This window comes from Aeromicrobium alkaliterrae (assembly GCF_039529015.1).
Lineage (GTDB): Bacteria > Actinomycetota > Actinomycetes > Propionibacteriales > Nocardioidaceae > Aeromicrobium > Aeromicrobium alkaliterrae.
This window is the reverse complement of sequence record NZ_BAAAME010000005.1, coordinates 540,974-553,272: the sequence shown is the minus strand read 5'-3', so window position 1 is coordinate 553,272 and position 12,299 is coordinate 540,974. Positions and strand designations below refer to the sequence as shown.

At 69.4% G+C, this 12,299-nt stretch carries 13 protein-coding genes; 7 read left to right on the top strand and 6 right to left on the bottom strand.

Annotation, left to right across the window (positions count from 1 at the left end):
* Positions 1-36: 36 nt before the first annotated feature.
* Genes ABD127_RS16825 through ABD127_RS16815 form a run of 3 tightly spaced genes read right to left on the bottom strand, consistent with a single transcriptional unit; the run spans position 37 to position 1,645 of the window.
* A complete protein-coding gene (locus ABD127_RS16825; RefSeq protein ID WP_344203635.1) occupies positions 37-309 on the bottom strand; it encodes a cytochrome C oxidase subunit IV family protein in 273 nt (90 codons plus the stop codon).
* Positions 306-893, bottom strand: a complete 588-nt coding sequence (locus ABD127_RS16820; protein WP_344203633.1) for a cytochrome c oxidase subunit 3 — start codon at positions 891-893, stop codon at positions 306-308. The genes ABD127_RS16825 and ABD127_RS16820 overlap by 4 nt, the downstream gene beginning before the upstream one ends.
* Positions 890-1,645, bottom strand: coding sequence for a hypothetical protein (locus ABD127_RS16815; RefSeq protein WP_344203631.1), 756 nt, complete (start codon positions 1,643-1,645; stop codon positions 890-892). The genes ABD127_RS16820 and ABD127_RS16815 overlap by 4 nt, the downstream gene beginning before the upstream one ends.
* 80 nt (positions 1,646-1,725) lie before the next feature.
* Between ABD127_RS16815 and ABD127_RS16810 the strand changes: the two genes are divergently transcribed.
* A complete protein-coding gene (locus ABD127_RS16810; RefSeq protein ID WP_344203629.1) occupies positions 1,726-2,916 on the top strand; it encodes an aminoglycoside phosphotransferase family protein in 1,191 nt (396 codons plus the stop codon).
* Positions 2,913-4,040 (top strand): CaiB/BaiF CoA transferase family protein, encoded by a 1,128-nt coding sequence (locus ABD127_RS16805; protein ID WP_344203627.1) that lies wholly within the window; start codon positions 2,913-2,915, stop codon positions 4,038-4,040. Before ABD127_RS16810 ends, ABD127_RS16805 begins: the two co-directional genes overlap by 4 nt.
* A 16-nt stretch (positions 4,041-4,056) precedes the next feature.
* Here ABD127_RS16805 and ABD127_RS16800 read toward each other — a convergent pair whose 3' ends face one another.
* From ABD127_RS16800 to ABD127_RS16790, 3 genes are all read right to left on the bottom strand, one after another.
* A complete protein-coding gene (locus ABD127_RS16800) occupies positions 4,057-5,673 on the bottom strand; it encodes a class I adenylate-forming enzyme family protein (protein WP_344203626.1) in 1,617 nt (538 codons plus the stop codon).
* A 15-nt stretch (positions 5,674-5,688) separates the two neighbouring features.
* Entirely contained in the window at positions 5,689-6,753 is a 1,065-nt protein-coding gene (locus tag ABD127_RS16795; RefSeq protein ID WP_344203623.1) for a phosphotransferase family protein, read from the bottom strand.
* 70 nt (positions 6,754-6,823) lie between these two features.
* On the bottom strand, positions 6,824-7,432 hold the full coding sequence (locus ABD127_RS16790) for a TetR/AcrR family transcriptional regulator (RefSeq protein ID WP_344203621.1): 609 nt from the start codon (positions 7,430-7,432) through the stop codon (positions 6,824-6,826).
* A 173-nt stretch (positions 7,433-7,605) separates the two neighbouring features.
* Between ABD127_RS16790 and ABD127_RS16785 the strand changes: the two genes are divergently transcribed.
* Genes ABD127_RS16785 through ABD127_RS16765 form a run of 5 tightly spaced genes read left to right on the top strand, consistent with a single transcriptional unit; the run spans position 7,606 to position 12,267 of the window.
* The gene (locus tag ABD127_RS16785) at positions 7,606-8,370 is read left to right on the top strand and encodes an ABC transporter ATP-binding protein (protein ID WP_344203618.1); all 765 of its coding nucleotides are present in this window, start codon (positions 7,606-7,608) and stop codon (positions 8,368-8,370) included.
* Complete coding sequence (locus ABD127_RS16780; protein ID WP_344203615.1) at positions 8,367-9,080, top strand: ABC transporter ATP-binding protein; 714 nt, start codon at positions 8,367-8,369, stop codon at positions 9,078-9,080. The genes ABD127_RS16785 and ABD127_RS16780 overlap by 4 nt, the downstream gene beginning before the upstream one ends.
* Positions 9,081-9,089: 9 nt before the next feature.
* A complete protein-coding gene (locus ABD127_RS16775; protein ID WP_344203613.1) occupies positions 9,090-9,983 on the top strand; it encodes a branched-chain amino acid ABC transporter permease in 894 nt (297 codons plus the stop codon).
* Positions 9,983-11,005 (top strand): branched-chain amino acid ABC transporter permease, encoded by a 1,023-nt coding sequence (locus ABD127_RS16770; protein WP_344203611.1) that lies wholly within the window; start codon positions 9,983-9,985, stop codon positions 11,003-11,005. The genes ABD127_RS16775 and ABD127_RS16770 overlap by 1 nt, the downstream gene beginning before the upstream one ends.
* Entirely contained in the window at positions 11,002-12,267 is a 1,266-nt protein-coding gene (locus ABD127_RS16765; protein ID WP_344203610.1) for an ABC transporter substrate-binding protein, read from the top strand. Before ABD127_RS16770 ends, ABD127_RS16765 begins: the two co-directional genes overlap by 4 nt.
* Positions 12,268-12,299 lie beyond the last annotated feature (32 nt).

Sequence of the window (12,299 nt, the reverse complement as noted above, 5' to 3'; positions counted from 1 at the left end):
GTCGCCGGGGGCTCCTCGCACCTCAACCAACGGTGGCTACACCACCAGCAGCGTGCCGAGCGTGAGGCTCGTGGCGGCCAGCCAGGCGGTGAACAGCCAGCGCAGCCACGGCGCCGACTCGCGCACCTCCATGAAGTCCAGGCCGACGTACCAGACCTTGACGGCCGTGATCGCGACCAGCAGGGCGGCCACGGCCTCGCGCGAGAAGACGTCGTCGGCGGCGTGCTCGACGCCGAGCAGCCACGAGAGCACGGTGGCAGCGACGAGGCCTGCCCAGATCGTGACGAGGCGTGTGGGCGAGGTCGTCATGCGAGAGGTCCTGCCAGGTAGATGACCGCGAACAGCAGCAGCCAGATGATGTCGACCGCGTGCCAGACGACGCCGGCGGCCTGCACCCAAGGCCGGCCCACGGCGTGACCACGCCGGGCTCGCTGGGCGACGTGCCAGAGCAACCCGGTCGCGATGAGCACGTGCACGAGGTGGATCCCGGTGAGCGCGAAGTAGTAGGTGAAGAAAGTGTCCGTGGCCGGGGTGATGCCGGCGTCGAGCTTCTGCAGGTACTCGACAGCCTTGAGAGCCGTGAACAGGCCGGCGCAGCCGACCCCAGCGAGCAGGTAGCGTGAGCCGATCTCGTGGCGGCCGTCCAGCACGGCCTTCACGCCGAGTGCCACCACGAGCGAACCGGTCAGGAGCACCACGGTGTTGGCCGTGCCGATCAGCTGGTTCAGGTCGCTCCGACCGGCACCGAAGACGGCCGGGTCGTTCCGCTGCTCGATCAGGAAGCTGCCGAAGAAGACGGCGAACATGGTCATGTCGCCGAGGACGAGGAGCCAGAAGCCCGGCTCGACCGGGACCTCGCGCGTGGGCGTGTCGCCCCGGCCGGTCAGGGTCATCGGGCCGTCAGGGCTGCCTGCTGGCGGCTGATGGACCGCCCGACGACCACGATGATCGCGAGCATCCAGATGCCGAAGTCGACGACCGGGATCCAGAACGCGAGCAGGCCGTTGTAGGCCAGCGGCCCGTCCTTGAAGAAGATGAGGAACATGCCCGGCAGGAACGACAGCCCGAGCAGGATGTTCAGGTAGCCGAACCATCGAGGGAACACCGCACCCTCGCGGTCGAGGAACGTCGCCACCGCAAGCACGATCGCCTGGAGGGTGAAGGGCGCGAACGGCATGATCGCCAGGATCCAGCCGAGGTCGTGCAGCGCCTGGGTGATCTCGACCGGGCGGTCAGGGCGGAACGCGGCGGCGGCGAGCACCAGCCCGGGGACGATGAGGAAGATCCACGAGCCGATGCCGAGGATGACCTGCAGCTGGGGCAGGGTCGAGCGGGGGCCGGTGACGAGCTCGATCTGACGGCTGATGGACAGCACGAACGGCGCCCACAATGTCGTGGCGGTGAAGAACGTCAGCATCCCGAGGCGGATCCCGTTCGGGTTCTCCTGGTAGACCGCGGCGATCTCGGTCGCGGAGAGGCCGGGCGACGGCGGGGGGAAGAAGAACTGCGCGAAACCGCCGAACCCCAGGAACAGGAAGATCAGGGCGAACGTGCCCGCGTGCAGGCACCAGCGCTGCAGACGGAGCTCCCGCTGACGGTCGAGGAGAGGTGACTGCTCGGCCAGGTCGGGTGTGATCGGGGTCATGACCATGATTAAATCAAATCTAGATTCAAAACATAAGTCCTTTCATGATCTGATCACGACCAGCTGGAAGCGGGCGACCCATGGCGATCTCCGACACCCTCACGACCCTCGGTCTCGCCGGCCGCGTGGCCGGCCACGTCGCCCGGGAGCGCGTGGGGCCGGCCCTGAGGCTGGACACCCCCGACGCTGTGCCGTCGTCGGCCGAGGCGCTCACCGAGCAGTGGTTGACGTGGGCCCTCTGCGCCGACGTGCCGGCGGCGGAGGTGGTGGGCTTCGAGGTGCTGCCAGGGTCTGACGGCACGAGCTCACGCCGACCGCTGCGGGTCCACTACAACGAGGCCGGGGCGGCTGCCGGCCTGCCGGAGCACCTGTTCACGAAGGCCACGGCGAAGCTGTTCTCCCGGCTCCTCATCGGCGTCACCGACATCGCCGAGGGCGAGACGGCGTTCTACTCCCGGGTCAGGCCCGGGCTCGAGCTCCGCAGTCCGCGCGCCTTCCACGCCTGCTTCGACCCACGGTCGCACCGGTCGATCGTGCTGCTGGAGGACCTGACGCAGCAGGGGTGGACCTTCCCCGACCCGATGCACAACCCTGTCACCCGCGAGGACGCCGACGACCTGGTCGACCAGCTCGCGATCTACCACGGCGCCCTCTGGGACAGCCCGCGATTCGCGAGCGACCTGTCGGTCCTGCGCGAGAGCCTTCCGTGGCAGGAGAACCTCAACCGCAAGGTCGGCTTCGAGCGCCGGACCGACCGAGGCGTCAAGCGGGCGCAGGAGGTCGTGCCCGAGGGCCTGTTCGCCCGTCGCACCGAGATCTACCCGGCCTTCATGCGCTCCCTCGGGCTGCACCGGCTGACGCCGCCGACGCTCCTGCACCAGGACCTCCACGCGGGGAACTGGCTGCGCGACGCCGAGGGACGCATGGGTCTGTACGACTGGCAGTGCGTGGCCCGCGGGCACTGGGCGCTGGACTTCTCGTACGCCCTCGCCGGCACCCTCGAGCCCGAGGATCGGCGCGCGTGGCAGGAAGACCTCCTGCGTCGCTACCTCGGCGGGCTCGCTGCTGCCGGCGCGAGCTCGGTGCCGACGTTCGACGAGGCGTGGCTGGCCTACCGCCAGCACACCCTCCACGCCTTGGCCTTCGGCGCGTTCACGCTCGGCGGTTCCGCCCTCGAGCCGGAGCTCCAGCCGAAGGACTACACGAGGGCTGCGGTCGGCCGCATCGCCACGGCGGTCGACGACCTCGGCACGCTCGACGCCCTCGCATGACCGGGCCGCTCGCGGGGACCCGCGTCATCGAGATCGGCGGCATCGGACCGACCCCGTTCGCCGGGATGCTCCTGGCCGACATGGGGGCGGAGGTCATCCGGGTCGACCGTCCTGGCGGTGGACTGCCCCTGCCGCTCCCGCCCGAGCAGGATCTCGCCAACCGGGGCAAGGCCATGGTCAGCCTGAACCTCAAGCACCCCGACGCCATCGAGGCGCTGCTGTGCCTGGTCGAGACCGCCGACGTCGTGATCGAGGGCTTCCGTCCGGGGGTCGCCGAGCGGCTCGGCATCGGTCCGGACGACTGCTGGCACCGTCGGCCCTCGCTGGTGTACGGGCGGATGACCGGATGGGGGCAGGACGGGCTGTGGTCGCAGCGCTCGGGGCACGACGCGAACTACATCAGCGTCACGGGTGCGCTCCACGCGATCGGTCCCGCGGGTGGCGGGCCCAGCATTCCTCTCAACCTGCTCGGCGACTACGGCGGCGGGTCGACCTACCTCGTGATGGGCGTGCTCGCTGCCCTGCTGCGCGCCCGGCAGGACGGGACCGGTGAGGTCGTCGATGCCGCGATCGTCGACGGTGTCGCCCATCTGATGGCCGGCGTGCACAGCTTCGCGGCAGCCGGCGAGTGGACCGACGAGCGGGAGTCCAACTTCCTCGACGGCGGTGCTCCGTTCTACGGGGTCTACCGCACCTCGGACGACCGCCACATGGTGGCCGCCGGCATCGAGCCGCAGTTCTTCACGGAGATGTGCGAGCTGCTCGACGTGCGGGTGCCGCTCGAGAGCCTCGCCGACCGCCGGCAGTGGCCGAGCATCCGGCGACTCCTGGAGGACGCGTTCGGGTCCCGGACCCAGGCACACTGGTCCGAGGTCTTCGCCGATTCGGACGCCTGCGTCTCACCGGTCCTGACGATCGCGGAGTCGCACGCCGACCCGCACCTGGTCTCGCGGGGCACGTACGTCGACGGGGCCCCGGCCCCGGCTCCCCGGTTCCAGCGCAGCGGGCCTGTCGTCCCCGCGACCCCGAAGCGGCCAGGTTCGGACACGCGCGCCGTGCTCGATGCCGCGGGTCTGGACGCCGACGCCCTGATCGCGTCGGGGGCCGCCGTCCAGCAGGCGTGAGCCGTGGCGGCCCCGCTCAGGCCCAGGGCGTGAGGTCGCCCCTCTGCACCTGTTCCTGGAGGCGGAACCGCTGGATCTTGCGGCTGGCCGTCATCGGGAACTCGGTCGCCGTGAACCACCGGGTCGGGACCTTGAACCGACCCATCGTGGTGAAGCAGTGAGCCTTGATCTCATCGAGCAGGACGCCCGTCGCCTCCTCGCGCAGGTGCACCACGGCGACGATCTCCTCGCCGAGGCGTTCGTGCGGGATCCCCACGACGGAGGCGTGGATGACCGCCGGGTGCTCGGCCAGCCGGTTCTCGATCTCCGCCGGGGCGATGTTCTCCCCACCTCGGATGATGAGGTCCTTGAGGCGCCCGGTGATCGTCAGGTACCCGCGGTCGTCGACCCGGCCGAGGTCGCCGGTGCGGAACCACCCGTCGGCGTCGAGCCCCTGGCCCGGTTCCTCCGTGTCGGTCTTGTAGCCGATCATGACGCCGGACCCGCGGATCGCGATCTCACCCTCCACGTCCGGCGGGACCGTCTCGCCGGTGGCCGGATCCAGGATGGCGACCTCGGTCCCGGTCAAGGGGGTGCCGAGGGTGTTCAGGAAGTCGTCGTCGGAGCTGCCGGGGCGCACCGCGGTGATGACCGATGATGCCTCCGTCATGCCGAACACGTTGTGCAGCGAGGCGTCGAAGTGGTGCCGGGCCCCCTCGAGAAGGGCGCGGGGCACGTTGGCTGCTCCGGTCGTGATGTAGCGGACCTTCGGAGTCGCGTCAGCTCCCTGTCGGCGAGCCTCGTCCACGAGGTCGGTGAGCATCGTGGCGACCGTGATCAGGATGTCCGCCTGCCACGTGCGGGCGAGCTCCATGACCTCGGCGGCCACGAAGTGGTCCACGAGGATCAGCGTCCCACTCGTGTAGAGCGGGCCCAGCCAGCCAGCGACGCACCCGCCCGTGTGGAACAGCGGGTTGCCCGTGATGGCGACCATCCCGTCGGGCGCTCCCAGCGCCTCGAACAGGAATCGTCCGTCGTTGATGACGGACACGTGGTTGAGCATGACGCACTTCGGCGTGCCGGTGGTGCCCGAGGTGTACTGGAGCATCGCCAGCTGCCGGCCGTCGACGAGGTCGGGGTCCGGTGCCAGCGTCGGGTCGGCGTGCAGTGTGCCGAGCTCCGCCAGGTCGAGGATCTCGCGGACTCCGCCGAGACCGCGTGCGGCCTCGGCGGCGATGCCCGCGATGTCGTGCCCGCGGAAGCTCGGCGTCCGCAGGAGGACCGCGGCGCCGGAGTGCTGGAGGATGTAGCGCAGCTCGGGCGTCGTGAGCAGCGGGTTCACGGCCACCAGCACCAAGCCTGCCGTCGCGGCGGCGGACTGCACGATCAGCCACTCCACGTTGTTCTGCGCCATGACCGCCAGGCGCTCTCCCCGCTGCAACCGCTGCGACAGCCCGGCAGCCACCGCCTGGACCTCGCGCAGCAGCTCGGCGTAGGTGAAACGACGTGTCCCGCGGCTCGGGTCGGCCGACGGTCCGACGAGCGCGACACGATCGGGATGGGCGGCGGCGCGCTCGCGGAGCAGCGTTCCCAAGCCGCTGGTGTAGAGGTCGACGCGTGCGTCTGCGGACCGGGGGAAGGTGGCGTTGGTCATGGTGTCCTCGTCTGGTCAGCGGGCGCGCAGCAGGTCGAGCGTGCCGAGGTCGGTGGCATGGGCGCAGTGGCGGTGCAGCCAGCTCGCCCAGAGCAGGTCTCCGCGCGGGGTGCGCCTGACCTGGACGGGTCCGTTGATGCCGTTGAAGACCCCCGCCACGGCGCTCGTTCGGTAGTCGAGCCAGCACTCGTCGAACGAGTAGGACGTGACGCCGCCCGCCACGAGTGCCGCGTGGTAGCCGCGGACGAGGTCGAGCTCATGCGCCCGGCGTTCCTCGATCGGCAGGCTGCCCCCGAGCAGGAGGGCCACGTCGGCCAGCGCCGGGCCGAAGGTCACGGTCTGCCAGTCGAGGACTGCGACCGGGACCGCGCCGTCGCGAGCCGAGAACAGCAGGTTGTCGGCACGGAAGTCCTGGTGCCACAGTGCGGTCCGCGTGTCCAGGACCGACTTGAGCGGGTTGATGAGGTCGAGCAGCTGCAGCGCCGTGGTCAGGTCATCAGGATCGAGCACGTCGGCGAACCGGTCGGACAGCTTGGCGCCCAGGCCGGGGAGCGCGTCGGCGACCGTGAGCATCGCATGGCGCACCCGGCTGAGCCACGGACGCGCGGCCAGCACCGGATCGTGCCAGGACGCGGAGTGGAGCCCTGCGGCCTGCTCGAGTGCCAGTGAGGCCTGGTCGACCGTCATGCCGTCGATCTGGTCGACGCTGACGGCAGGCGCCAGGTCTTCCAAGAGCAGGACGAACCGACCGGTCCCGGGGTCGAACTCCGAGGCGTACGACTGCGGCGTGCGTACCGGGAGGGTCGGGGCGAGCTCCTGGTAGAACCGGACCTCGCCCTCGTACAAGCCGTACGAGCCGGTACGCGCTGAGCGGGCGTCCGTCGAGGTCACCTTCGCCACGAGCGTCTGGGGGCCCGCCCCGCCGGCGTACTCCGGCGTGAGTCGGTAGGAGTCCGCGGCCTGCCCGGTGCCGATGCGCTCGGCACGGACCGACGTCACCCGGCCCGACGGGAGCGCCTCGGCACTCGCGAGCGATGCCGTGAGCCAGTCGGCGTCGACCTCGTCTCCGGAGACCAACATGGGCATGGGGGTGTGAACGGTCACTGCGCCTCGTCTCGTGATGAAATCGAACGCAGACTAGAACGGCAGTCTAGTGACTGTCAACACGCTCGAGATCGCCGAGCATGAGGTCGAGCTGCCGCCGGAACATGTCGAGCACCCCGATGTAGGTCAGGCGTCCGGTCATCCACTGGACGAGGTGATCGACCTGGCAGGCCATGATGACCTGGGCGTACGCCGCGGCTCGCTCCGTGCCCAGATCGGCCAGCAGGTCGGCGATCAGGTTGATGCCGTCCATGCGGGTGCCGTAGACCTCGCGGCTGGCGTGGGGATCGGACGCGAGGCTCGGCATGAGCGAGAGCGAGAGGAAGTTGGGGTTGCGCTCGTAGGCGCGAAGGCCGACCTGGAGGTGGTTGAAGACGCGGTCGGCCAACGGTCCAGTTCGCTGGGCGTGCAGGCGCTGGTGCCGGACGTACCGGCCGTGCCACTCCGCCATGGCCGCGGCGACCATGTGGTCGCGGGAGTTGAAGAACCGGTAGAGGGTCGCGAGCGCCACGCCGGACTCCGTGGAGACCTCTTTCATCGAGACGCCCTCGACCGTCGAGCGACCCACGATCTCGATGACGCTCTCGACGGCTCGCCGTCGCTTCTCGGCCTGGTTGGGGGTCAGGTCGTCGGTGACCAGGAGCTCGCCCGGCATGCTGCCTCCTCGGTGTGATGGTCACGCCTGTCGCTGGTCGGGATGCTAGCAGCGGCTGCGAGACGGGTCCGTGCGAGCATTTTTGAATCCAGAGTTGACAATCTTTGAAATTGCATTCTAGTGTCGTGCGTCACGTGGCACCGGTCACGTGTGGATCTCGACGAGGAGTGATCGTGTCGGAGCTGAGTGTCAGCGGCCTGACCCTGAAGTTCGGAGGCGTGACCGCCCTGGACGATGTCGACCTCACGGCGGGCGACGGCGCGATCACCGCGCTCGTCGGTCCCAACGGAGCCGGCAAGAGCAGCCTCTTCAACTGCATCACCGGGCTCTACCGCCCCCAGGCGGGCCGCATCCACTACGGCGAGCACGCCTTGATCGGGCTCAAGCCGTCTCGCGTGGCACGCCTCGGCATCGCCCGCACCTTCCAGAACATCGCCTTCGTCCCCGCGCTCTCGGTGGTCGAGAACGTCATGCTCGCCGCAGCGGTGACCGACCCCGTGATGCCGTGGCGCAGCGCACTGCGCTGGCCCTCGGAACGCCGAGGCGAACGTGCCATCCGGGACCGAGCCATGGCGCAGCTCGAGCGGCTCGGTCTCGGGGCCGTCGCCCAGGACGACGTCGACGGCCTGTCGTTCGGCACGCGCAAGCGCATCGAGCTCGCCCGGGCCCTGATGGCCGATCCCACGTTGCTGCTCGTCGACGAGCCCGCGGGCGGGCTCAACGAGGCGGAGGTCGCCGAGCTGGGCGAGCTGCTGCGCACGTTGAACGCCGAGTCCGGGACGACGATCCTGCTCGTCGAGCACCACATGGGCTTCGTGATGTCGACGGCGCACCGCGTGGTCGTGCTCGACGGCGGTCGAAGGATCGCCGACGGCACACCTGCCGAGGTCTCCCACGACCCCGCGGTGATCCGCGCCTACCTGGGAACGGCCGCATGAGTGCCGCCACCCTCCTGGAGCTGTCGGGGCTCAGCGCCGGCTACGGCGGACCGGACGTGGTCCACGACATCGACCTGAGCGTCTCCGAGGGCGAGATCGTGACCCTCCTCGGAGCGAACGGTGCCGGGAAGACCACGGTGCTACGGGCGATCAGTGGCGCGGTGCGCTCGACCGGCACCGTGTCCTGGGCCGGATCGCCCTTGCGCGGGCGGCCCGACGAACGGGCGCGCTCCGGGCTGGGCCACGTGCCCCAGGGTCGGGGGACGTTGACCCAGCTCACGGTCGCTGAGAACCTCTGGGTCGGCGGAGCCCGCCTCGGCCCCCGGCGTCGCCGGGAGGCGGTGGACTCCTGGTTCGAGACCTTCCCGCGTCTGCGGGAGCGTGCTGAGCAGACCGCCGGCAACCTGTCCGGCGGCGAGCAGCAGATGCTCGCGCTCGCCCGCGCCCTGATCAGCGAGCCTCGCCTCGTCCTGCTCGACGAGCCGTCCCTCGGTCTTGCGCCGCTGATCACCCAGGAGGTGTTCGAGCGTCTCCGCGAGATCAACGCCCGTCTGGGCACGGCGCTCCTGGTCGTCGAGCAGAACGCGGCTGCCTCGCTTGCCCTGGCTGACCGAGCCTACGTCCTGGGGTCAGGCCACATCATCCGCCACGGGGCGGCCGACGAGCTCATCGACGACGACGAGCTCCGCCGCGCCTACCTCGGGGCCTAGGAGGTCACCATGGAACTCTTCGCACAACGCGTCGTCGACGGCCTCTCGGACGGTGCCATCTACGCCATCGTCGCGCTGGCCCTCGTCCTCGTCTATCGCTCCACGCGGCTGTTGAACTTCGCCCAGGGCGAGATGGGCATGTTCTGCGCCTTCATCACGTGGCAGCTCAGCACCGCGGCCGGCGGTCCGCAGATCGCGCTGCCCTTGGCCATCGTGGTCGGGATCGTCGCCGGATTCGTCATGGGTGCTGGCATCGAGCGGGTCGTCATGCGACCTTTCAGCTCGGGCGACCACCTCCGCATGACCATGGTGACGATGGGCCTGCTCCTGGTCATCAACGCGCTGGCGGCCCATCTCTTCTCGACGACGACCCAGCGCCTGGAGAGTCCGTTCGGCCAGGGCTCGATCGACCTCGGCGGATTCTTCGTCTCGCGGCACACGGTCGGGGTGCTCGTGACCCTGCTGGCCGTGAGCCTCGCGCTCTGGATCCTCTTCACCCGGACGACGGTCGGCATCTCGCTGCGGGCCTCGTCCTCCAACGCCGAGTCGAGCCGGCTGCTGGGCGTCAACGTCGACCGCAGCCTCATGCTCGGCTGGGGCCTCGCGGGAGCACTCGGTGCCTTGGCCGCCATTCTCGTGGCACCGACGCTCTACCTCAGTACCACGATGATGTCGACCGTCACGCTCTACGCGTTCACGGCCGCCGTGGTCGGCGGACTGGACAGCTCGATCGGCGCCGTCGTCGGTGGCCTCGGCATCGGACTCGTGCAGTCGCTCGCGAGCGGCTACATCCCGTTCATCGGCACCCAGCTCCAGCTCGCGACCGCGCTGATCGTGGTGCTCGTGGCCCTGCTGGCGCGCCCCCAAGGACTGTTCGGACGACCCCAGCTGGAGCGTGTGTGATGACGACCGTGAAGCGACTCGGACTGCTGGCCTGGGTGGTCGCCGTGGTGGTGCTGCTGGCCGCCCCCTTCGGCGTCGACCGGCTGACGCTCGACCTCCTGCTCGACGTGGCCATCATGGCCGTCGTCGTCATGAGCTCCAACCTGCTCACGGGAGTGACGGGTCAGATCTCCCTGGCGCAAGGGGCCATGCTGGGCTTTGGTGCCTACACGGCAGCCGTCCTGGTGAACTCCTCAGGATGGAGTCCTGCGGCGACCCTGCCGGTGGCGATCGCCGTCGGAGCAGCCGTGGGTGCGCTCGCCGGGTTGCCGGCCCTGCGGATCAGCGGGATCCAGCTCGCGCTGGTCACGCTCGCGATCGCGATGGTGTTCCCGACCCTCGTGCTGCGCCTCGGCGACGCCGGCGGCGGGCCAAACGGCCTCATCCTGGAGCGCGGCATCCAGGCTCCCGCCTGGTTCCCCTACCCGAGCGCCGTGTTCGTGTACTGGCTCCTGATCGCGATCACGGTCGTCGTGTTCATCCTCGCGCGCAACCTGATCGGCAGCCGCGTCGGTCGCATGTGGCTGTCGATCCGCGACCACGAGCTGCTGGCCTCGGCGACCGGAGTCAACGTGCAGGTCCACAAGCTGTCCTGCTTCACCGTGTCAGGTGGACTGGCGGGACTGGCGGGCTGGATGTTCACGATCCACCACGAGTTCGTGAGCCCGGCCGACTTCGGGCTGTTCCTGTCGATCAACATCCTCCTCGCCATGGTCGTCGGCGGACGGGCATCGGTGCTCGGCCCGATCCTCGGAGCGGTCTTCCTGCGCCTGTCGACCGAGGGGTCGACCGAGGTCGGTGTGTCGCCGCTCCTGGTTCCGGTCGTCCAGGGCGCTGTGCTGATCCTCGTCCTGCTGATGCTGCCCCGTGGTCTGGCCGACCTCCCCCGAACCCTGCGCCGGCGTCGTCCGGCGAAGGACGGTGGCTCGGACGATCCTCGTCCGCCGTCCACCACCTCCACCCCCGTTAAGGAGTCAGTATGAAGCTCACGATCGCGCGTCGCGCAGTGGTCCTGGTGGCCGCCGGTGCCGTGCTTGCCGCCTGCTCAGGCGGGGCTGCGACCAGCAGCTCCGGCGGTGAGGGCGACTGCATCCAGTCGCCCACGACCGGTGTCACCGACGACACCATCAAGCTGGGCAACTCCGCCCCCCTGTCCGGCAACCTCGCCGTGCTGAGCTCCTACTCCTACGGAGCCAAGGCCTACTTCGACATGGTCAACGCCACTGGCGGCCTCGAGGGTCCGGACGGCAAGAAGCGGCAGGTCGAGTTCATCGTGAAGGACGACGGGTACGACCCGTCGCGAGCCAAGACCAACGTCGAGGAGATGGTGAACAACGACGAGATCTACGCGCTGGTCGGCAACCTCGGAACGGCGACCAACCTCGCGATCGCGCCGTCCCTGAAGGAGGCGTGCGTCCCGAACCTCTGGGCGCTGTCGGGCACACCTGCCCTGGCCGATCCTGACACCAAGGGCACGATCAACTTCGCCGCCGTGAGCACGGCGGAAGGTCGCATCTTCGGCGAGTACCTCAAGGAGGAGAAGCCGGACGCCAAGGTCGCGATCCTCGTCCAGAACGGCGACTACGGTCAGCCGTACCTCGAGGGCTTCGAGGACTCGATCGAGGGGACGGGAATCGAGATCGTCGACACCCAGACCTACGAGCCGACCGACACCGACGTCCGTCAGCAGGTGACGACGCTGTCGGCCACCGACGCCGACACCTTTCTGGTCGTCGCGCTGACGACCCAGGCCAAGCAGGCCCTCAACAACGCCCAGTCCATCGGGTGGAAGCCCGAGATCCTGATCCCGTCCGGCACCGGAATGGACGTCTCCCAGCTCCAGCAGCTCGACCAGGGGGCTGGCGAGAACACGATCATCGGCTCCTACCTGAAGGATCCCGCGGCCAGTGAGGGCGACCCGGTGATGGAGGAGTTCCTGGAGTACTGGAACCAGGTGCCCGGAGCAGACAAGTTCCCCGCCTCGAACGGCGTCGCCGGGTGGGCCACCGCCGACCTGTTTGCCCGAGCCTTCAAGAGCGCGGAGTCGATCGATCGCGCTGACGTGGTTGATGCCGCGCGCAACCTGGACGTCGAAGGCGACTCCGTCATCAGGGACGGCATCAAGGTGCGTCTGGAGTACCCCGACGACAACTTCATCATCGAGGGCCTCCAGCTGCAGCGCTTCGATCCCGCGACGAAGTCGCTGACCGACCTGCAGATCATCGACACCGATCCGACTGCCTGACCGTCCGACCGCCTGAGTGCGAAGGGGCCGCC

Coding starts and splice junctions, on each gene's coding strand:
- ABD127_RS16810 (WP_344203629.1), top strand. CDS start 1,726: ATGGCGATCTCCGACACCCTCACGACCCTCGGTCTCGCCGGCCGCGTG.
- ABD127_RS16815 (WP_344203631.1), bottom strand. CDS start 1,645: ATGACCCCGATCACACCCGACCTGGCCGAGCAGTCACCTCTCCTCGAC.
- ABD127_RS16765 (WP_344203610.1), top strand. CDS start 11,002: ATGAAGCTCACGATCGCGCGTCGCGCAGTGGTCCTGGTGGCCGCCGGT.
- ABD127_RS16770 (WP_344203611.1), top strand. CDS start 9,983: ATGACGACCGTGAAGCGACTCGGACTGCTGGCCTGGGTGGTCGCCGTG.
- ABD127_RS16820 (WP_344203633.1), bottom strand. CDS start 893: ATGACCCTGACCGGCCGGGGCGACACGCCCACGCGCGAGGTCCCGGTC.
- ABD127_RS16775 (WP_344203613.1), top strand. CDS start 9,090: ATGGAACTCTTCGCACAACGCGTCGTCGACGGCCTCTCGGACGGTGCC.
- ABD127_RS16805 (WP_344203627.1), top strand. CDS start 2,913: ATGACCGGGCCGCTCGCGGGGACCCGCGTCATCGAGATCGGCGGCATC.
- ABD127_RS16790 (WP_344203621.1), bottom strand. CDS start 7,432: ATGCCGGGCGAGCTCCTGGTCACCGACGACCTGACCCCCAACCAGGCC.
- ABD127_RS16800 (WP_344203626.1), bottom strand. CDS start 5,673: ATGACCAACGCCACCTTCCCCCGGTCCGCAGACGCACGCGTCGACCTC.
- ABD127_RS16780 (WP_344203615.1), top strand. CDS start 8,367: ATGAGTGCCGCCACCCTCCTGGAGCTGTCGGGGCTCAGCGCCGGCTAC.
- ABD127_RS16795 (WP_344203623.1), bottom strand. CDS start 6,753: ATGTTGGTCTCCGGAGACGAGGTCGACGCCGACTGGCTCACGGCATCG.
- ABD127_RS16825 (WP_344203635.1), bottom strand. CDS start 309: ATGACGACCTCGCCCACACGCCTCGTCACGATCTGGGCAGGCCTCGTC.